The organism is Kitasatospora dryopteridis (assembly GCF_050749075.1).
In the GTDB taxonomy this organism is placed as follows: domain Bacteria; phylum Actinomycetota; class Actinomycetes; order Streptomycetales; family Streptomycetaceae; genus Kitasatospora.
On record NZ_CP192749.1, the window covers coordinates 1,923,486 to 1,942,833 of the forward strand.

Sequence of the window (19,348 nt, forward strand, 5' to 3'; positions counted from 1 at the left end):
AGATGCCCGGCACTCCGTCAACTCCCGCCACCCGACGCACAGTACGGCTCGCATCCGGATCGCGCAGTTCTCCCCCGGCCTTCGACCGGGAGGTGCCCCCACGCGCCATGAGTGGTCACCCGTGTGCCTCGGCGGGCACGCCCTATCGTGGGCGCGTGCCGTTCACCTTCAGCCATCCCGCTGCCGTTCTTCCGCTGATCGCCCGCGGGCGGGGCCGCGGCCCGCTGGTCGCCGCCGCCCTGGTGGCCGGTTCGACGGTGCCGGACGTGCCCTACTTCGCGGACTCGGTCGTACCGGGGGTGTTCGGCCTGGGCGCGGTGACGCACGCCTGGTGGGGTGTGGCAACGGTGGACGTGCTGCTCGCCGCCGCGGCGGTGGCGCTGTGGTGCGGGCTGTTGCGGGAGCCGCTGCTCGCGCTGCTGCCTGCACGGTGGGCGGCGGTCTGTGCGCTGCCGGCACCGGCCGCACTGCGATCGCCGCGGCAGGCGTGGTGGTTCGCGGTCTCCGCAGCGGTCGGCGCCGCCACCCACGTCGGATGGGACGCCTTCACCCACCCGGGCCGCGCCGGAGCGCGCCTCTTCCCCGCCCTCGAGCACACGGTGGTCGCGGGCCGCCCGCTGTACACGGCGGTGCAGTACGGCTCCTCGGCGATGGCCCTGGGTGTGCTCGCGCTGTGGCTGGTGCGGGAGCTGCGGCGGCGCTCCGCGGACGGGGCTGCGGTCGCAGTCGTACCGGTACTGGGGGCGCGGGCACGGCGGGCGGTGTTCTGCTGGATCGGGCTGGCCGCCGCGGCCGGGACGGTGCTGCGGATCGTCCGCTGGTCCCGACTGCCCGGGGACGCACCCGCGTTCGAGCTGGTCCCGACCACGGCCTTCGGTTCGCTGGCGGGCGCCGGGGCAGCGCTGTTGGTGTACGGCGCGGTGTACCGCTTCGCCCGGGGAAAGGGGCTGGCGCGGCGGTACGGCCGGGCGGCATGATCCGGACATGACCTGGACCGCACCCGACGTCACCCGTACCGGCGGCTCGCTCGTGGCCGGCGAGCGCGAGATGCTCACCGGCTACCTCGCGTGGCAGCGCGACACCTTCCTGACCAAGTGCCAGGGGCTGACCGGCGAACAGCTGGCACTGCGGCCCCTGCCGGACTCGAACCTCTCCCTGCTCGGCCTGATCCGCCACCTGGCCAAGGTCGAACGCACCTGGTTCCGCCAGCGGTTCGCCGCCGAGCCGGTCCCGCGGCTGTTCTCGGAGAGCCCGTCGAAGGACGCCGACTTCGAGGAGCTGGACCCGTCCCGCGCCGAGGAGGACTACGCACGGCTCCTGGAGGAGCGCCGGATCGCGGACGGAATCCTGGCCGCCGCATCCCTCGACGACACCTTCGTGCTCGACGGCGAGGAGTACTCGCTGCGCCTGGTGCTCTTCCACCTGGTGTCCGAGTACGCCCGCCACAACGGCCACGCCGACCTGCTCCGCGAACACACCGACGGCGTCACGGGGTTCTGAGACCCGGTCTGTGCACCGGGTCGACGCCCTCGGGCACCCTGAGGGGCGCGGCCCCCCGCGCCCCTCAGTCGGCTTCCGGCGGGAAGATGCGGTTGAGGTAGCCGCGGTAGAGGGCGACCAGGTCGACGGTCTCCGGGTCGAGGAGCCAGAGGGTGAGGGCGCCCTCGAGGAAGGCGAGGAGTTCGGCGGCGGTGGCCTCGGGGTCGGTGGCGGCGGGGAGGCGGCCGAGCCGATGGGCGGTGCCGACGGTGTCGGCGATGTGGCGGCGGAGCAGTCTGCTGCGTTCCCGGAAGCGGATGTGCACCGGGGAGTCGCCGTCGGCGAGGTGCTCGGCCTGCAGGACGGTGTGCAGGGTGGCGAGCCCGGGGTGGCGGGTCATGTGGTCGGCGTCGTCGAGCAGGGCGGCGACCAGTCCGGTGAGTCCGCCGTCGAGGTGGTGGGCGAGGCGGGCGGCGGCGCGGGCGTCGAACTCGTCGAGGACGGCCTGCAGCAGCCGGTCCTTGGAACCGAAGTGGTGGATGACGGCGGAGGGCGTGATGCCGGCCCGTTCCGCGACGGCGGCGACGCCGGTGCCGCGGTAGCCGTTGCGTCCGAACAGCTCGACGGCGGCATCGACGATGCGCCGTCGCCGTTCGATGCCGCGCTGCTGCGTCTGTCCCTTGATCCCTGCGATGGCCCGGAGTTTATCGGATGCGGTCCTGCCGCCCACCCATTATGCTGCACGGCCATGCAGGAAAATGAGGGCCGTACGGACGGCCACACGATCAGCACCACCGTCACCGTCGCCGCCCCGCCGGAGCGGGTCTGGGAGGTGCTCACCGCGTTCGACCGCTACGGCACGTGGCATCCGAGCCTGGAGATCCTCCGGGGCGAGCCGCGGGCAGGGGCCGCCCTCGCCATGCGGATCGCCGCCGGCACCCCGCAGGAGCGTTCCGCCGAGGGCACGGTGGTGGCGGCCGAGGCGCCGCGGCTGCTGGCCTGGGAGGGCGGGATGCCGGGGCTGCTGTGGGGTCGGCACAGCTTCGAGCTGGTCCCGGACGGCGCGGGCACCCGGGTGGTGAACAGCGAGACCTTCTCGGGCTCGATGGCGGCCGACGTCCTGGCGGCGAACGGCGGGCTGCTGGAGGAGGAGTTCCGGGCGGCCGACGCCGCACTGCGCTCTGCCGCGGAGGGCGGCTCGGCCGCCGGGCGCGGCTGAGCCGCAGGACACACCCCGGTCAGCTCCGGCGGACCCGGTAGTGCAGGTGGGTGACGCGGTCGCCCTGCACGATGTCGGGGTCGTCGAGCATCAGCGGCGAGCCGGTGTACCGGCCGAAGTAGTGGACGCCGGCACCGAAGACGACCGGGACCAGGTCGACCCTGACCTCGTCCACCAGCCCGGCCGCGAAGGCCTGGCCGCCGACGTCGCCGGGGGTGAGGGAGACGTCCCCGTCCCCGGCGTACTCCTTGGCCAGCGCGATGGCCTCGGCCGGGCCGCCGGTGACGAAGGTGAACGGCGCGTCGGGGAAGTCCCAGTCCTCCGGCGGGTTGTGGGTGACCACGAAGACGGCCTCGCCGACCGGCGGGCGGCCGTCCCAGCCGTTGGTGATGTCGAACAGGCGGCGCCCGATGACCCCGGCGCGCACGTTCGACCAGGCCGAGCGCAGGTAGGCGGCGCTGGTGGCGGAGACCCGGAAGACCCGGTCCGGGTCGGCGCCGGTGAACTCGACGTCCCCGTTGCCGTACCAGTCGAACAGCGGCCCGACCTGGTCGGAGTGGTCCGCGATGAAACCGTCCAGCGACATCGACGCCTGCGTGACGACCCGTGCCATGTGCAGCCTCCCGCCGCCAACCCTAGGTCGGGGCGGGCGCGCCCGGGTGCGGGACACACCGGCGGGCGGCCGCGGCCCGCGCCTGATCGGCGGTCAGCGGGCGGCGGCGGTGTACCAGTGCTCGCGGACGGCGTCGGTGGGGCGCGGTTCGCCGAGGTCGTCGACTCCCCAGGCGGCGAGCGAGTCCAGGACGGGGCGCAGCGCGTGTCCGCGCGGGGTGAGCTCGTACACCGAGGCGTTGGCGGGGCGCTCCAGGCGGCGGCGCTCGACCAGGCCCTCGCCCTCCAGCTGCTTGAGCCGGGCGGCGAGGATGTCGGTGGAGACGCCGGGCAGGTCGGCGTGCAGGTCGGTGTAGCGGCGGGGTCCGCCGAGGAGTTCACGGACGATCAGGAGGCTCCAGCGCTCCCCCACCGCGTCCAGGGCGCGGGCGACGGCGCAGTACTGGTCGTAGCTTCGGCGTGGCATGGGGATCAGCATAGCCAAAAGGTTGGACTTTCCAAGTGGTTACTTGGTAGAACAAAGCAACCAGAGGCGAGGTCGGGAGGCCGCAGTGGAGTTTCGGCAGTCCAGCAAGCTCAAGGACGTCTGCTACGAGATCCGTGGGCCGGTGGTCGACCAGGCGAACGCCCTGGAGGAGGCCGGGCACAGCGTGCTGCGGCTGAACACCGGCAACCCGGCGCCGTTCGGCTTCGAGGCGCCGCCGGAGATCCTGCAGGACATCATCCGCAACCTGCCGAACGCCCACGGCTACAGCGACTCCCGCGGCATCCTGCCGGCCCGCCGCGCGGTGGTGCAGTACTACCAGCAGCGCGGCGTCGCCGGGATGACGGTCGACGACGTCTACCTGGGCAACGGCGCCTCCGAGCTCATCCAGATGGCCGTCCAGGCGCTGGTGGACGACGGCGACGAGGTGCTCGTCCCCATGCCGGACTACCCGCTGTGGACGGCGGTGGTGCGGTTCGCCGGCGGCCGCGCGGTGCACTACCTCTGCGACGAGCAGGCCGACTGGTTCCCGGACCTGGACGACATCGCCTCGAAGATCACCGACCGGACGCGGGCGATCGTCGTCATCAACCCCAACAACCCGACCGGCGCCGTCTACTCGAAGGAGCTGCTGGAGGGCATCCTCGACCTCGCCCGCCGGCACGGCCTGATGGTGCTGGCCGACGAGATCTACGACAAGATCCTCTACGACGGCACCGAGCACCACTGCCTGGCCGCGCTCGCCGACGACGTCCTCACCCTCACCTTCAACGGCCTCTCCAAGGCGTACCGGGTGGCCGGCTTCCGCAGCGGCTGGCTCGCCGTCTCCGGCCCCAGGCAGCAGGCCGCGGACTACCTGGAGGGCCTGACCATGCTGGCCGGCATGCGACTGTGCCCCAATGTGCCGGCGCAGTACGCGGTGCAGGCGGCGCTCGGCGGCCACCAGTCGATCAACGACCTCACGCTGCCGAGCGGCCGCCTCACCGAGCAGCGCGACGTCGCCTGGCGGGCGCTGAACGAGATCCCGGGCGTCAGCTGCGTCAAGCCGAAGGGCGCGCTGTACGCCTTCGCGCGACTGGACCCCGAGGTGCACAAGATCGTCGACGACGAGAAGTTCGTCCTGGACCTGCTGCTCCGGGAGAAGATCCACGTCGTCCAGGGCACCGGCTTCAACTGGCCGCGGCCGGACCACTTCCGCTTCGTCACCCTGCCCCGGGCCGACGACCTGGAGACGGCCATCAGCCGGATCGGGCGCTTCCTGGCGACCTACCGGCAGTAGCGGCCCGCAGCCCCGGCGGCGGTGCGGGGGCGCCCTCGCACCGGCCGGACGGGCGGGTTAGCATCGGGCCTGTGTAGACAGACAGGTCTGTCTACCAGACGCCCTGGAAGGGACAGCCATGCCCAAGCCGCCCGAGGCCGGAACCCAGGCCCCCGACTTCGCCCTGCCCGGCCTGCTGCTCGACGGGGACACCTCCCGGCGGCAGGAGTACCGGCTCACCGACGCCAAGGGCGCGGGGCCGCTGGTGCTGGTCTTCTACCCCGGCGACGACACGCCGGTGTGCACCAAGCAGCTCTGCGAGTACACCTCCGACCTGGAGCGGTTCACCGGCCTCGGCGCGACCGTCTGGGGCATCAGCCCGCAGGGCCTGGACAGCCACGAGCAGTTCGCCCGCAAGCACCGGATCGCCTTCCCGCTGCTCGCCGACACCGACCGCACCGTCGCGAAGGCGTACGGCATCGCGGTGCCCGGACTCGGCCTGCGCCGCTCGGTGTTCATCCTGGACGCCGATCTGACCGTCCGCTGGAAGCACGTCGCCCTGGCAGGCCTGACCTTCCGCCACAGCGACGAACTCGCCGCCGAGCTCGCCAAGCTGGGCTGAGCGACGCAGCCACGGATGCCCGCCCCTCTGCGCAGAGACCCCGCGCGGAGGGGCGGGTCCGGGACTCCCGTCAGAGCTCCACGGTGCAGGTGCGCAGCCGGCCCGGTGCCAGGTCCAGCAGCTCCGCGCCCTCCTTGTGCAGTGGGGCGATCCGCAGTTCGACCGTGCAGGCCCGGTCGGCCCGCAGGGCCAGGGTGACCTGCTGCGGCGACCAGGCGAGCTCCTCGACCACCGCGCCGAAGCGGGTGCGCACCCCGGTGAGGCGGCCGTGCGGCACCGCCGCGGGGAGCGCGGGCAGCACGGTGAGGTGGGCCGGGCGGCCGCCGCGGGCGGGGCGGGAGCGGAGCAGCATCTCGATGAGCACGGCGGGCAGGGCGTGCGCGACGTCGGCGTTGAAGACGTTCCGCTGCGGATAGTGGCTGCTCATCAGGGAGCGGAAGAAGAAGCCGCCGACGAGCAGTTGGGCGATCTGGCGGGTGACCAGGCCGGCGTCGTCGAGCCGCGCGGCGGCCAGCGCGCGGTGCAGGTGGCCGTGGCCGGAGCGGTTCTCGTCGCCGCGCAGCAGCAGGGCGGTGCGGGCGGCGGCGGCGAGTTCGGGGGTGGTGTCCGGGGTGATCTCGTCGAGCGGCCAGACCGGGTAGAGGTGGCTGACGTGCCGGTGGTCGTAGCCGTCGCGGTGGCCGGGCCAGGCCCATTCGGCGAGTGCGCCGTCCTCGTTGACCCGGTAGTCGGGCAGCCGGGCGGCCAGCGCCCGCCAGGCGGCGGTGCGGGCGGCGGGGGCGGCCCGGTGCCGTTCGGCGAGGTCGGCGGCGGTGGTGAGGGCGTGCCGGGCGGCGGCGATGTCCATGGTGGCGTTGACCGAGGCGGCGGCGGGCGCCGGTTCGCCGGTGTCCGGGTCGACGGGGTGGTTCTCCGGCGAGTAGGAGGGGACGACGGCGATCCGGCCGTCGGGGCCGGTGCGGGTGAGGAAGTCCTCGTAGAAGGCGGCGGTCTCCAGCAGGGCGGGCAGCAGTTCGCCGGTGAGGAAGGCGGTGTCGCCGGTGGTCTCGGCGTGCTCCAGCAGCGGATGCAGCAGCCAGTCGGCGCCGGCCGTCCACAGGTGGTGCGCCCAGCTGTGGTTGAAGTGGTACTGCAGGCCGTTGGTGCCGTCGGTGTGGGCGGGGGCGACGGCGCCGCGGGTGCCGTAGAGGCGGCGGGCGTTGGTGCGCCAGTCCGGCAGCTGGTCGCGGACGAGGGCGGCCAGGGCCAGCGAGGCCTCGGGCAGTCCTGCGGCGGCGGCGCCGGCGAGTTGCAGGTTGAGGTTGGCGTTGGTGGTGAAGGCGCCGCCCCAGGCGGTGTCCCAGTCGCCCGTCCACAGGCCGCACAGCCGCGGCGGGCGGTCCCCGGAGGAGGCCAGCAGGTGGTACCGGCCGGCGGCGAACAGCGATTCCAGCAGGGCGAGTTGCAGGGTGGAGGGGTCCTGCTCCTGGCGGGCGAGCAGTTCGCCGGCGGGCAGGTCGCGGTCGGCCTCCGGGGCGCCGAGGTCGAGACTCACCCGGTCGTACGCCCCGGTGTGCACGTCGAGGTGGCGGTGCAGCAGTTCCTCGTGGTCGTCGGGCAGGGCGTAGAGACCGGTGTCGAGGCGGCCGAGGCAGCCGCCGGGTTCGGCGACCGGGCCGCGGGCGGTGCGGGTGAGCAGCAGCACCTGGCGGGCGCCGGTGACGTGCACCCGCGGGCCGTCGCAGCGGACGGTGCCGCCGGGGGCGATCAGCCGGGTGGCGCCGCGGTAGCCGAGCTCGCTGTCGGGGTAGCGGACGCGCAGCCGCAGCAGTGCGGTGTCGCGGGGGGCGTCCGCCTCGGGTGCGGGGATCTCGGCCGGGCGGTAGACCGAGCGGACGGCGGCGCGCAGGTCCTCCGGGGCGCCGGGCAGCCGGGTGTCCAGGCAGACCTCGGCCTCGACGGTGCCGCCGGTGGGGGCGGTGAGCAGGTGCACCACCACGTCGTCGGCGCGGGAGACGAAGGACTCGGAGCGCCACCAGCCGTCGGCCTCGCGCCACTCGGCGGAGGCGACGCCGGTGCGGAAGTCGAGGCTGCGCCGGTAGCCGTCGGCCCCGGCGGCCGGGCGGCGGATGCGGACGGCGAAGCCCGGGTGGAAGGGCTGGACGTACCGGGGCTCCCAGTCGCCGCCGAAGGCGGCCACGGCCTCCTGCTGCCGGCCGGCCAGCAGCGCGTCCTGGACGGCGCCGAGCACCGGGGCGAGCAGCGGCGGTTCGGCGCCGCTCGCGGGGTCGGGGCGGACCAGGTCGTGGTGGGTGATCACCAGCTGCTCGTCGTCGGTGCGGCCGTGCACGAGGACGCCGTGCCGGCCGTTGCCGCCGAGGTAGGCGTCCTCCCAGCGGGCGGCGGGTTCGGTGTCGTGGATGCCGTGCGTGGGGGCGTCGGGCATGGCGGAGTCCTGTCGGGTCACATGGGTCGCAGCACCGCGGCGCCGTGGGGGGCGAGGTGCAGGGCGGCGGTGTCGCGGGCGGTCAGCAGGTTCCGGTGAGGGCCGGACAGGGGCAGGTGCACCGGGGCGGCGGTGTGGTTGAGCACGAAGAGCAGTCCGCCGCGCCGGACGGCCTCCACTCCGTCGGGGAGGCCGGGCAGCTCGGGGTGCACGCCGGCGGCGTCGGCGGCGTCGGCGAGCAGCCGCCGCAGGACGGCGGGTTCGGGCAGGGTGGCGAGGTAGTGGGCGCGGCCGCGCCGGGTGGCGGCGGGGGTGCCGTCGGCGAAGGAGGCGGTCACCTCGGTGCCTTCGCCGAGGCGGAGCTCCTCGCTCCACAGGTCGGCGGTGCCGCCGCCGTCGAGGTCGGCGGGGGCGTCGAGCGGGCGCCACTCGAGCGGGTGGATGCCGAGCAGGTCGCGCAGCCGTCCGTCCATGCCGCCGGGACGGATCGTGTCCTGGTCGTCGGCGACACCGGTGAAGAAGCCGGCGACCAGGGTACCGCCGCGGCGTGCGTGGGCGAGCAGGTTCTCGACGGCCCGGTCGGAGGCGAGGTAGAGGTTGGGGACGACGACCAGCCTGTAGCGGGTGAGGTCGGCCTCGGGGTGGACGTAGTCGGCGGTGAGGTGGGCGTCCCAGAGGGCGCCGTGCCAGGCGAGGGCGATCGGCTCGAGGTCGACCCGGCCGGAGGGGCGGCCGCGCTGTTCCAGGGCCCACCAGTTCGGCCAGTCGAAGACGACGGCCACCTCGGCCTGCACCCGGGTGCCCACCACGTCGGCGAGCAGCGGGAGTTCGCGGCCGAGGGCGCGGACGGCCCGGTGCTGGGGGGTGTCCGCCCCGGCGTGCGGGAGGAGGGCGGAGTGGAACTTCTCGGCGCCCTGCCGGGAGGCCCGCCACTGGAAGAAGCAGAGGCCGTCGGCGCCGCGGGCGACGGCCTGCAGGGCCTCCAGGCGGAGCCGCTCGGCGGGCTTGGCCCGGTTGGTGCCGCGCCAGTTGACGGCGGAGGCGGCCATCTCCATCTGCAGCCAGGGCCCGCCTGCCTGGGAGCGGGTCATGTCCTGGCCGATCGAGGCGTACACCGCGGCCCGCGGGTCGGCCGGGTCGGGGTAGGCGTCGAGCGAGACGACGTCCTCCTCGGCGGCGAAGGACCAGCAGTCGACGTGCGGGTAGAGGGTCATGAAGTTGGTGGTGACCGGCAGGTGGGGGGTGTGCCGGCGGAGCACGTCGCGTTCGGCGGTGAAGCACTCGAGCAGGACGTCGGAGCAGAACCGCCGGAAGTCCAGCTGCTGGGCCGGGTTGGGCAGGTAGGGGGCGGCGCGCGGCGGGGTGACGGTGGACCAGCTGCTGTGGTGCTGGCTCCAGAACGCGGTGCCCCAGGCCGCGTTGACGGCCTCCAGGCCGCCGTGCCGCTTGCGCAGCCAGTCGCGGAAGCGTTCGGCGGTCTCCTCGCAGTGGCAGACCGGCCCGTACTCGTTGTTGACGTGCCACATCCGGACGGCCGGGTGGTGGCCGAACTCGGCGGCGAGGTCGTCGACGAGGGCGAGGGCGCGGCGGCGGTAGTCGGCGGAGGAGGGGCACCACTGGTTGCGCGATCCCCAGTGCAGGCGGGTGCCGTCGGCGGTGACGGGCAGGGTGCCGGGGTGGAGTTCGCCGAGCCAGGGCGGCGGGGAGGCGGTGGGGGTGGCCAGGCAGACCTCGATGCCGCCGTCGTGGAGCAGGTCGAGGATGCGCCGCAGCCATCCGAACTCGCGTGCGCCGGGTGTGGGTTCGAGCCGGGCCCAGGAGAAGACGCCGACGGTGGCGGTGGTGACGCCGGCCTCGCGCATCAGCCGGACGTCCTCGGGCCAGGTCTCCTCTGGCCACTGCTCGGGGTTGTAGTCGCCGCCGAAGAGGATGCGGCCGCGGGTGGTGTCGGCAAGGGACGGCATGGGGGTCCTTTCGGGGCGCAGCCTTTCGGAGCGCAGCCTCTCGCTGCTCGGCCTCTCGCTGTTCAGCCCTTGACGGCGCCGATCAGCATGCCCTTCTGGAAGTGCTTCTGGACGAACGGGTAGACGCAGACCACGGGGACCAGCGCGATCACCATGACCGCCATCTGCACGGAGAGGCCGGGCACGGCACCGGTGTTGATGGCCTGGGACATGCCGGTGGGGGCCTGGTGGCGCAGCACGAAGGAGTTGAGCACGTTCTGCAGCGGGTACCGGTTCTGGTCGTTGAGGTAGAGCGAGGCGGCGAACCAGGAGCTCCAGTAGCCGACCGCGTAGAACAGCGAGATGACGGCGACGACCGCACGGGAGAGCGGCAGCACGACCTGCAGCAGGATGCGCCACTCGCCGGCGCCGTCGATCCGGGCGGCGTCGATGAGTTCGGGGGCGGTGCCCATGAAGAAGGAGCGCAGGACGAGCAGGTTGAAGACGGAGACGCAGCCGGGCAGGATCAGTGACCAGTAGCTGTCCATCAGGCCGAGGTTCTGCACCAGCAGGTAGGTGGGGATCAGGCCGGCGCCGAAGAACATCGTGATCATCATGGTGGCGAGGATCGGCTTGTGGGCGAAGCTGCGGGGCCGGGAGAGGCCGTACGCGGCGAGCACCGAGACCACCATGGAGATCAGTGTGCCGACGGCGGTGATGCCGGTGCTGACCAGGACGGCGCGGGTGACGGCGCCGCCGGAGAGCACCTCGGCGTAGGCCCGGACGGTGAGCCGGCCGGGGACGACGACCAGGCCGCCGGCGTCGTTGACGGTCTCGGCGTCGGAGAGGCTGGTGACGACGACGACCCAGAGCGGGCCGAGGATCAGCAGGCAGATGGCGGTCAGCGAGAGGCCCTTGAGGCCCTTGCCGACGGGTCCGGCCTCCTCCTCCCAGACCGGGCGGCCGTCGCTGCGGGAGGGGCGGAATTCGGTCACTGTGGTCACTTGGAGTACACCCCCTGCTCGCCGAGCCTGTGCGCGGCCTTGTTGGCCAGCAGCACCATGCCGAGGCTGAACAGGCCCTTGACCAGGCCCGCCGCCGCGGCGTAGCTGAAGTCGCCGCTGCGGATGCCGCGGAACCACACGTAGGTGTCGAGGACTTCGGAGACGCCGACGCCGACGGCGTCGCGCTGCAGCAGGATCTGCTCGAAGCCGACGGAGAGCGAGTCGCCGACGCGCAGCACCAGCAGCAGGGCGATCACCGGGCGCAGCGCGGGCAGCGTGACGTGCCACATCCGCCGCCAGCGGCCGGCGCCGTCGACGGCGGCGGCCTCGTAGAGCTCGCTGGAGACGGCGCTGAGGGCGGCGAGGAAGACGATGACGCCCCAGCCGGCGTCCTTCCAGACGGACTGGGCGGTCAGCAGGTACTTGAAGAGGGCGGGCTCGGTCATCAGGTCGAAGCCCTCGATGCCGTGCCGGCGCAGCAGTTGGGCGATCAGGCCGGCGCCGCCGAGCATCTGCTGGAAGACGGTGATGACGAGCACCCAGGAGAAGAAGTGCGGCAGGTAGAGGATGCTCTGCACCAGTGTGCGCAGCCGGCCGCTGACGACGCTGTTGAGCAGCAGGGCGAGCGCGATCGGGATCGGGAAGAAGAGCAGCAGCTGGACGGCGGTGATGGAGAGGGTGTTGGCGACGACCTCCCAGAAGCGGGCGTCACCGAAGACCGCGGCGAAGTTCTCGAGGCCGGTGAAGGCGCTGCCGGTGATGCCGCCGCCGTAGACGTCGTAGTCCTGGAAGGCGACGACGTTGCCGAGCAGCGGGACGTAGTTGAAGACCAGCAGCAGGCTCAGGGCGGGCAGGGTCATCAGCAGCAGGGTGCGGTCGCGGCGCAGCCGCTGCATGCGGGTGATGCCGCGCAGGGGTGCGGCCGGCCCTGCGGGTCGGCCGTCGGCGGGTGGTGCCGGCGGCGGTGCCGTCCGGTCGGCTGCTGGGGCCCTGCTGGTCATGGTGGGTGCTCCGCCCTGGCCGCCGGTGCGATGCGCCACCGGGCGGCCGTAGTGCATGTCGTGGGGGCGCCGGTGCGGGCCGGCGCGCGGGTCAGCTGGAGGTCTTGGCGAGGATGTCCTGGTAGAAGGCGCGGAGTTCCTCGCCGCCGTTCTTGCGCCAGTTGTCGACCGCGTCCTTGACGTCGGAGATCTTCTTGCGGTTGCGCACGACGTCCTTCTGCAGGTCGTCGAACGGGGTGTACAGGGAGGCGTACTTGGTCGGCTCCTGGATCTGCATCGCGTAGAAGAGCGGCTTCTTGGCGAAGGCCATCATGCGGCTCATCCAGCCGGCGAAGTCGGTGGCGGCCTGCGGCTGGTCGGGCCAGGCGATGGTGGCGGCCGGGGAGGCGACGAACTCGTAGGAGGAGAGGACCTCCTTGGTGCCGAGCGGGGTCTGGACGGGGGTGCCGGAGGCGTCCTTGGTGTAGTGGACGCCCTCGACGCCGAACTTCTCCAGCACGAACTCCCTGCTGCCGAACGGGGCGGCGGCGAAGTCGGCGACGGCGAGCAGTTCCTCGATCTTCGCGGCGGGGAGCTTGGCGGAGAGGAAGCTGAAGATGCCGGCCGGGTTGCCGATGTAGAGCTCCGGCCTGCCGCCGTCGTGGGCGAAGAAGTCCATCGGCTTGATGCGGAACTTGGGGTTGGCGGCGGCCTGTTCGTTCATCATGCCGCGCATGACGTCGCCGTCGTTCATGATGAGCGACTGGCCGGAGGTGAAGCGGGTCTTGGCGTCGTTGGCCTTGCCGGCGACGGAGTCGGGGTGGACGCTGCCCTGGGCGTAGAGCTTCTGCGTCCAGGAGAGTGCCTCGATGTACTCGTCGGTCTCGACGAGGTGGAGCAGCTTGCCGTCCTGCTGCTTCCAGTAGCCGGGCATGGTGCCGGGGACGCAGTTGAACATGACCTGCGCCGTCCACCACATGTCCTCGCAGGCCCAGACCTTGGCGGTGGGGCTGGTGATCTCCCTGGCGAGGGCGAGGAACTCGTCGGCGGTCTTCGGGAGGGTCCAGCCCTTCTCGGTGAAGACGTCGGCCCGGTAGTAGGGGACGACGCCGCCGAGCGGGCGGTTGGGCATCGGCAGGCCGCGGAGCTTGCCGCCGAACATGCACATCTTCCACGCGTCGGTGGGGATGGCCGCGAGGTTGGGGTACTTCTTGACCTTGTCGCCGGACAGGTACGGGCCGAGGTCGGCGGCCTTGGCGTCGATGGCGTTGGGGATCTGGCCGGTGATGTTCCAGCCGGGCACGCAGAACAGGTCGGGGATGCTGTCGCCGGCGAGCACGGCGCCGAGCTTGTCCTGGTAGGTGACGCCGTCCTGCAGCTGCCAGTTGATCTTGACGCCGAGCGCCTCGTCCATGGCGGCGAAGTACTTGCTGCCCTTGCCCGGGTCGGAGCCCCACAGCGGGGTGAAGAAGGTGTACGAGCCGCCCTTGCCCGGCTTGCCGGAGACGGAGGCCTTCAGCTCGGCGGGGAACTTCAGGAAGGCCGGGGTGGAGCCGTTGGCGCCCGGGATGTCCGGGGTGACGAGGGTGGAGGCGGCGAAGGCGGGCAGGGCGTTCTGCAGGGCGCTGCCGGTGGCGACACCTCCCTTGCTGCTGGACCGGCCGGTGCCGGAGGAGCAGGCCGTCAGCAGGCTGCCGCCGGTGACCGCGGCGGCCGCGGCGACGGCGGCGCCGAGGAAGGTGCGGCGGGAGGCACGGGGGGTGGGGCCGACTCTGTCAGCGCTGGTCATGGCGGGTGGAGTCCTTCGTCGTGTGGCGGGGCGGGCGGGCACGGTGCGGCCGGTGCGGGGGTGCGTGGTGCGGGGTTGCGCGGCTCCGGTGCGGGGGTGGTCCGTCGCACTGTCGAAGCGCTTCAACGTGGCGCCGAGGCTAGGCCAGCCGAGGCCGGCGCACAAGGGTTTGCACGAGCTTCTCAGTTCAGGACTTGACACCGACACAGGCCGTGCGGCCGCTTCCAGACACCGACCTGCGACGCCGGGAAAGCGGTCTGGACCAGCAGGAACACCAGCGCCGCCCACTCCGCCGACGGTCGGGGACGTCTTGACAGCCCGCAGTCGCACTGCCAATTTCGAAGCGCTTCGATCGACCACCTCGTGAAGCGTCAGCACCGCTCCAGAGCCGCACCGGAGGACCATCCATGCCCGACGCCCCTTACCGCGACGCCCGGCTGCCCGCCCGCCGGCGGGTCGAGGACCTCCTCACCCGGCTCACCACCGACGAGAAGATCGCGCTGCTGCACCAGCACGCCCCCGCGATCCCCCGGCTCGGCCTCGCCGCCCACACCACCGGCACCGAGGCCCTGCACGGCGTCTCCTGGCTCGGCCCGGCCACGTCCTTCCCGCAGGCCGTCGGCCTCGGCGCCACCTGGGACCGCGAGCTGCTCCGCAGGGTCGGCGAGGCCGTCTCCACCGAGGTCCGCGCCTTCCACGAGCGGCCCGCCGCCCCCGGACGCGCCCGCACCGGCCTCAACGTCTGGGCCCCGGTGGTCAACCCGCTGCGCCACCCGCTGTGGGGCCGCAACGAGGAGGGCTACGCCGAGGACCCGCTGCTCACCGCGGAACTCGCCACCGCCTACACCCGCGGCCTGCGCGGCGACCACCCCGTCCACTGGCGCACCGCCCCCACCCTCAAGCACTTCCTCGGCTACAACAACGAGACCGACCGCACCAGCACCTCCTCCGACCTGAGCCCCCGCGTCCTGCACGAGTACGAGCTGCCCTGCTACCGCGGCCCGGTGGAGGCCGGCGCGGTCGCCGCCGTGATGCCCTCGTACAACCTGGTCAACGGCCGGCCCGCGCACGTCTCCCCGTACCTGAAGGAGGAGCTGCGGCAGTGGAAGAACGGCGCCGACCTGCTGGTCTGCAGCGACGCCGAGGCGCCGTCCAACCTGGTCGCCGCCCAGCGGCACTACGCCGACCACGCCGAGGCCCACGCCGCCGCGCTGCGCGCCGGGGTGGACAGCTTCACCGACCACGGCACCGACTCCCCCGTCACGACCGCCCGGCTCACCGAGGCCCTGGAGCGCGGCCTGGTCACCGAGGCCGAGATCGACGCCGCCGTCGGCCGGCAGCTGCTGATGCGGATCAACTGCGGCGAACTCGACCCCGGCCTCGACCCGTACGCCGGAACCGGCCAGGACGTCATCGGCTGCGACGCCCACCGCGACCTCGCCCGGCAGGCCGCCCGCCGGGCCGTCGTCCTGCTCCGCAACGAGGACGGCCTGCTGCCGCTGCCCGCCGGCGGCACCGTCGCCGTCCTGGGCCCGCTCGGCGACGACGTGCTGCGCGACTGGTACAGCGGCTCGCTGCTGCACCGCACCACCCTGCTCGACGCACTGCGCGAGCGGCTCGGCGCCGACCGCGTCACCCACTCCGACGGCCTCGACCGGATCGCCCTGCGCTCCACCGCCACCGGCCGCTACCTCGGCGCCGCACCCGACGGCACCCTCACCGCCGCCTCCGGCACCGTCGGGGCGGCCGAGGGCTTCGCCGTCCAGGACTGGGGCCACGGCGTCACCACCCTGCAGGCCCACGACGGCCGCTACCTCACCAAGGACGAGTACGGCCTGCTCGCCGCCACCGCCGGGCACCCCGACGAGTGGGTCGTCCAGGAGACCTTCCGGCTGGAGCGCGGCGAGGACGGCCGGGTGCGCATCCAGCACCTCGGCAGCGGCCGCTGGATCGCCGTCGCCGCCGGCAGCGCCGCCCTCACCACCTACGCCGCCTCCCGGGACGAGGCCGAGCCGTTCACCGTCCGGACCGTCTCGTCCGGCACCGAGCACGCCGCCCGGCTCGCCGCCGGGGCGGACACCGCGATCGTCGTGCTCGGCAACGACCCGCACATCAACGGCCGGGAGACCGAGGACCGCCGCGACCTCGCCCTGCCGCCCCAGCAGGAGGAGGTGCTGCGCGCCGTCCGCGCCGCCAACCCGCGCACCGTCCTCGCCGTCGTCAGCAGCTACCCGTACGCCGTCGACTGGGCCGACGCCCACGTGCCCGCCGTGCTGTGGACGGCCCACGGCGGACAGGAGGGCGGCGCCGCACTCGCCGACGTCCTGCTCGGCGAGCACTCCCCCGCCGGCCGCCTCCCGCAGACCTGGTACCGCGCCGGGCAGCACCTCCCCGACCTGCTCGACTACGACATCCTCACCGCCCGCACCACCTACCTCTACCTGGACGAGGAGCCGCTCTACCCCTTCGGCCACGGCCTCTCCTACACCGCCTTCCACTACGGCGCCCTCTCCGCCGCCGTCGACGGCGACCACGCGGTCGCCGAGCTGACCGTCGCCAACACCGGCGGCCGCACCGGCGCGGAGGTCGTCCAGCTGTACGCACGGACCCACGACGCGCCGGTCGCCACCCCGCTGCGCCGCCTGGTCGGCTTCGAGCGGATCGAGCTCGCCCCCGGCGAGGAACGGCAGGTCTCCTTCCGCGTCCCGCTGGCCGCCCTCGGCCGCTTCGACCCGGCGCACGGCCGCTGGACGGTCGACCCCGGCCGGCACACCCTGGCCGCCGGCGCCTCCGCCACCGACCTGCGCAGCAGCGCCGGCATCACCGTCGACGGGCCCGCACCGCCGCCCCGGCCCGGCCTCAACACCCCGATCGCCGCCCGGGACTTCGACGAGGCGACCGGCGTCCGCCTGGTCGGGCTCGCCCCGGACGGCCCCGGCGAGGCCGTCGAGACCGACGGCGGCGCACCGGCCCGGCTCTCCTTCCGGGCCGTCGACCTCGGCGACGGCGCCACCGCCGCCGAACTCACCGTCTCCCGCACCGCCCCCGGCCCGGCGGTCGTCGAGGTGCACGCCGGCGGCGCCGTCACCCGGATCGCGGTGCCCGCCACCGGCGGCCGCTACGACTGGACGGCCGTCCGGGCCGAACTCGCCGCCCCCGCCAAGGGCGTCCAGGAGGTGCACCTGGTGCTGCGCGGGGCACTGCGCCTCGCCGCGGTCGCCTTCGCCGGCTGACCTCCCCTCACCGCGCCCCCGGCAACCGCACCCCGGCTGCCGGGGGCGCCCCCGTCCGGCGGCGGGACCTGCCGGACCGTCCGACCGCCGGACTTGCCGGACCGCGCACGGATCGGGCGCGCTTCCGCGCACGGTTCGTGCAAGCACTCCCCCGCCCGGCACCCGCTGCGGCAGGATCGAGGCCCATGACCGCCAGGATTCTGATCCACACCCGCAATCTGCTCTTCCCGCACGAGTCCGTCGTCGACGGCGTGCGCGCCCTGCGCGAACTCGGCGCGGACCACGGCTTCGAGGTCGACGCCACCGACGAGCCCTCGGAGTTCCGGCCGGGATCGCTGCGCCGCTACGCCGCCGTGGTCTTCCTCTCCACCGGCGGCGAGGTCCTGGACGAGCCGGGCCGGGACGCCCTGCGCGCCCACCTCACCGCCGGGAACGGCTGGATGGGCGTGCACTGCGCGGCCGGCACCGAGCTGGACTGGCCCTGGTACGAGGGCCTGGTCGGTGCCCGCTTCCACAGCCACCCGCCGATCCAGACCGCCACCGTCCGCACCGCCGACAGCGGCCACCCCGCCACCTCCCACCTGCCGCCGTCCTGGACGTGGACCGACGAGTGGTACAACTTCCGCACCGACCCGCGCGAGCTGGGCGCACGGGTGCTGCTCACCGTCGACGAGGGCGGCTACGAGGGCGGCCTGATGGGCCCCGACCACCCGATCGCCTGGTCCGGCGAGCACGACGGCGCCCCCACCTTCTACACCTCGATCGGCCACGCCCCGGAGGCCTACCGGGACGCGTGCTTCCGGGCGCACCTGCTGGGCGGCGTCCGGCATGCCCTCGGCGAAAAGTGACATATGCCCGATTGGGCAGATTCCCTGTGAGAGGCTGACGGGCAGATCCGACCCCCGAGGAGCAGCCCCGATGTACGCAATCAACAGCCCGCTGCCCGACGCCGACCGCGCCGTGGTCGGCGAGGCGCTGCAGGGCGCCCTGGTCGACCTGGTCGACCTCTCCCTGGTCGCCAAGCAGCTGCACTGGAACGTGGTCGGCCCGCGGTTCCGCTCCGTCCACCTCCAGCTGGACGAGGTCGTCGCCCTGGCCCGGGTGCACGCCGACACCGTGGCCGAGCGGGCCGCGGCCATCGGTGTCTCCCCGGACGGCCGCTCCCGCACCGTCGCCGAGACCAGCGGCATCACCGCCCCCGCCGCCGGACGCATCCAGGACACCGACACGGTGGCCACCCTGGTGGCCGCCCTCGGCGCCGTGATCGGGCGGATGCGCACCCGGATCGACGCCACCGGCGAGCCGGACCCGGTCAGCCAGGACATCCTGATCGGCCTCACCGCCGACCTCGAGAAGTACTCCTGGATGGCCCAGGCCGAGCACAACGCCTGAGCACCGGCCGGCCCCGCGGGGGTGCGGGGAGGCGCCCCCACGCGCCCCGGGGGTGCCCGACCGCCTTGAAGCGGCACGCCCTCTACAACAGGTCCCCCGGCACCGCCCCGTACGCCGCCCGAAGGGCGTCCAGCACCGGGTGCACCGCGGCGAGGACGGTCGAGTCCACCGCCGCCACCGCCCGGACGCCGACCGCCGCGTTGGTGGCGAACGCCGCCTCGAAGCCGTCCGGGCCGGACACCCGCTCGGCCCGCCACGGGTGGGCGGCCTGCAGCAGCTCCATGGCGGTGCCGCGCAGCACCTCGGCCTCCGGCCAGACCACCTCGCCGCCGCGGACGAAGCCGATGTTCCAGGTGCCGCCCTCGGAGACCGCCCCCGAGGCGTCCGTGAACAGCGCGTCGTCGTAGCCGGCCGCCTGTGCGGCCCGCCGCTCCCGCAGCGCCCCGAACAGACCCACCCCCTTGATGTGCGGGGCGTCCCGCTCGTACCGGACGGTGCGCACGCGCAGCGGCGGCAGCCCGTCCGGCCCGGCCGGACGGGTCGTCACCAGTACCCGCGGACGGGCCTCGGCGCCGATCCGTCCGAGGTCGAGCTCCGGGTCGAAGACCGTCACCCGCACGACCGCCTCCCCCGCCGGGGGCGCCGCCCGGCGTGCGTACGTGCGGACGCGCTCCGGGTCGAGGGCGGTGCCGAACAGCTCCCGGCAGTCCCGGTCGAGCCGGTCCAGGTGCAGCCGCAGCCCGCGGACCCGGCCGTCCGCCACCCGCATCGTGGTGAAGTGGCCGTAGTTGGTGAGCGCCAGCGCCTGCAGTTCGGCGGCCGTGGCCGGCCGCCCGTCGAGTTCCGCCATGCGCCCAGCATGGCAGCCGCCACCGCGATAACCTGCGGCTCGGCCCGTACGGGCCCGA

16 protein-coding genes and 1 pseudogene are annotated in these 19,348 nt (G+C 73.7%); 8 read left to right on the forward strand and 9 right to left on the reverse strand.

The genetic code is table 11. The annotated features are described in order from the left end of the window. Positions 1-155: 155 nt before the first annotated feature. Together ACQ614_RS08795 and ACQ614_RS08800 are read left to right on the forward strand one after the other, a co-directional pair. Positions 156-977 carry a DUF4184 family protein gene (locus ACQ614_RS08795; protein WP_431677847.1) on the forward strand — a complete coding sequence of 274 codons (822 nt, stop codon included), beginning with the start codon at positions 156-158 and terminating at the stop codon, positions 975-977. A 7-nt stretch (positions 978-984) separates the two neighbouring features. Next, positions 985-1,500 carry a DinB family protein gene (locus ACQ614_RS08800; protein ID WP_431677849.1) on the forward strand — a complete coding sequence of 172 codons (516 nt, stop codon included), beginning with the start codon at positions 985-987 and terminating at the stop codon, positions 1,498-1,500. A 64-nt stretch (positions 1,501-1,564) separates the two neighbouring features. Here ACQ614_RS08800 and ACQ614_RS08805 read toward each other — a convergent pair whose 3' ends face one another. Further along, positions 1,565-2,209 (reverse strand): TetR/AcrR family transcriptional regulator, encoded by a 645-nt coding sequence (locus ACQ614_RS08805; RefSeq protein ID WP_431677850.1) that lies wholly within the window; start codon positions 2,207-2,209, stop codon positions 1,565-1,567. Between the two features lie 18 nt (positions 2,210-2,227). Here ACQ614_RS08805 and ACQ614_RS08810 point away from each other — a divergent pair, with 18 nt between their 5' ends. Beyond that, the gene (locus tag ACQ614_RS08810; RefSeq protein ID WP_431677851.1) at positions 2,228-2,698 is read left to right on the forward strand and encodes an SRPBCC family protein; all 471 of its coding nucleotides are present in this window, start codon (positions 2,228-2,230) and stop codon (positions 2,696-2,698) included. Positions 2,699-2,717: 19 nt separating this feature from the next. On the opposite strand, the gene ACQ614_RS08815 is transcribed toward ACQ614_RS08810, so the two are convergent. Both ACQ614_RS08815 and ACQ614_RS08820 read right to left on the reverse strand, forming a co-directional pair. Continuing rightward, positions 2,718-3,311 carry a dihydrofolate reductase family protein gene (locus tag ACQ614_RS08815; RefSeq protein ID WP_431677852.1) on the reverse strand — a complete coding sequence of 198 codons (594 nt, stop codon included), beginning with the start codon at positions 3,309-3,311 and terminating at the stop codon, positions 2,718-2,720. 111 nt (positions 3,312-3,422) lie between these two features. Then, positions 3,423-3,776: pseudogene (locus ACQ614_RS08820) on the reverse strand (winged helix-turn-helix transcriptional regulator); the annotation flags it as partial. 85 nt (positions 3,777-3,861) lie between these two features. On the opposite strand from ACQ614_RS08820, the gene ACQ614_RS08825 reads away from it, so the two are divergent. Together ACQ614_RS08825 and ACQ614_RS08830 are read left to right on the forward strand one after the other, a co-directional pair. Beyond that, positions 3,862-5,073: a pyridoxal phosphate-dependent aminotransferase gene (locus ACQ614_RS08825; protein ID WP_431677853.1), complete on the forward strand. Its 1,212-nt coding sequence runs from the start codon at positions 3,862-3,864 to the stop codon at positions 5,071-5,073. Positions 5,074-5,191: 118 nt separating this feature from the next. After that, on the forward strand, positions 5,192-5,674 hold the full coding sequence (locus ACQ614_RS08830) for a peroxiredoxin (RefSeq protein WP_431677854.1): 483 nt from the start codon (positions 5,192-5,194) through the stop codon (positions 5,672-5,674). Between the two features lie 70 nt (positions 5,675-5,744). On the opposite strand, the gene ACQ614_RS08835 is transcribed toward ACQ614_RS08830, so the two are convergent. The 5 genes from ACQ614_RS08835 to ACQ614_RS08855 all read right to left on the reverse strand — a co-directional run bounded on the left by ACQ614_RS08835 (position 5,745) and on the right by ACQ614_RS08855 (position 13,815). Then, positions 5,745-8,099, reverse strand: coding sequence for a glycosyl hydrolase family 95 catalytic domain-containing protein (locus tag ACQ614_RS08835; RefSeq protein ID WP_431677856.1), 2,355 nt, complete (start codon positions 8,097-8,099; stop codon positions 5,745-5,747). A 17-nt stretch (positions 8,100-8,116) separates the two neighbouring features. Continuing rightward, positions 8,117-10,063 (reverse strand): beta-galactosidase, encoded by a 1,947-nt coding sequence (locus ACQ614_RS08840; protein ID WP_431677857.1) that lies wholly within the window; start codon positions 10,061-10,063, stop codon positions 8,117-8,119. Between the two features lie 62 nt (positions 10,064-10,125). Further along, complete coding sequence (locus tag ACQ614_RS08845) at positions 10,126-11,046, reverse strand: carbohydrate ABC transporter permease (protein ID WP_431677858.1); 921 nt, start codon at positions 11,044-11,046, stop codon at positions 10,126-10,128. Continuing rightward, the gene (locus ACQ614_RS08850; RefSeq protein WP_431677859.1) at positions 11,043-12,047 is read right to left on the reverse strand and encodes an ABC transporter permease; all 1,005 of its coding nucleotides are present in this window, start codon (positions 12,045-12,047) and stop codon (positions 11,043-11,045) included. Before ACQ614_RS08850 ends, ACQ614_RS08845 begins: the two co-directional genes overlap by 4 nt. 91 nt (positions 12,048-12,138) lie before the next feature. Continuing rightward, on the reverse strand, positions 12,139-13,815 hold the full coding sequence (locus tag ACQ614_RS08855) for an extracellular solute-binding protein (protein WP_431677861.1): 1,677 nt from the start codon (positions 13,813-13,815) through the stop codon (positions 12,139-12,141). A 407-nt stretch (positions 13,816-14,222) separates the two neighbouring features. Between ACQ614_RS08855 and ACQ614_RS08860 the strand changes: the two genes are divergently transcribed. The 3 genes from ACQ614_RS08860 (at position 14,223) to ACQ614_RS08870 (ending at position 18,440) form a co-directional block, all read left to right on the forward strand. Continuing rightward, entirely contained in the window at positions 14,223-17,048 is a 2,826-nt protein-coding gene (locus ACQ614_RS08860) for a glycoside hydrolase family 3 C-terminal domain-containing protein (RefSeq protein WP_431677863.1), read from the forward strand. Positions 17,049-17,233: 185 nt separating this feature from the next. Next, entirely contained in the window at positions 17,234-17,896 is a 663-nt protein-coding gene (locus ACQ614_RS08865; RefSeq protein ID WP_431677864.1) for a ThuA domain-containing protein, read from the forward strand. Between the two features lie 70 nt (positions 17,897-17,966). Continuing rightward, entirely contained in the window at positions 17,967-18,440 is a 474-nt protein-coding gene (locus ACQ614_RS08870; RefSeq protein ID WP_431677865.1) for a Dps family protein, read from the forward strand. 82 nt (positions 18,441-18,522) lie between these two features. Here the strand turns inward: ACQ614_RS08870 and ACQ614_RS08875 are convergent, their stop codons facing one another. Continuing rightward, positions 18,523-19,290 (reverse strand): aminotransferase class IV, encoded by a 768-nt coding sequence (locus ACQ614_RS08875; protein ID WP_431677867.1) that lies wholly within the window; start codon positions 19,288-19,290, stop codon positions 18,523-18,525. Positions 19,291-19,348 lie beyond the last annotated feature (58 nt).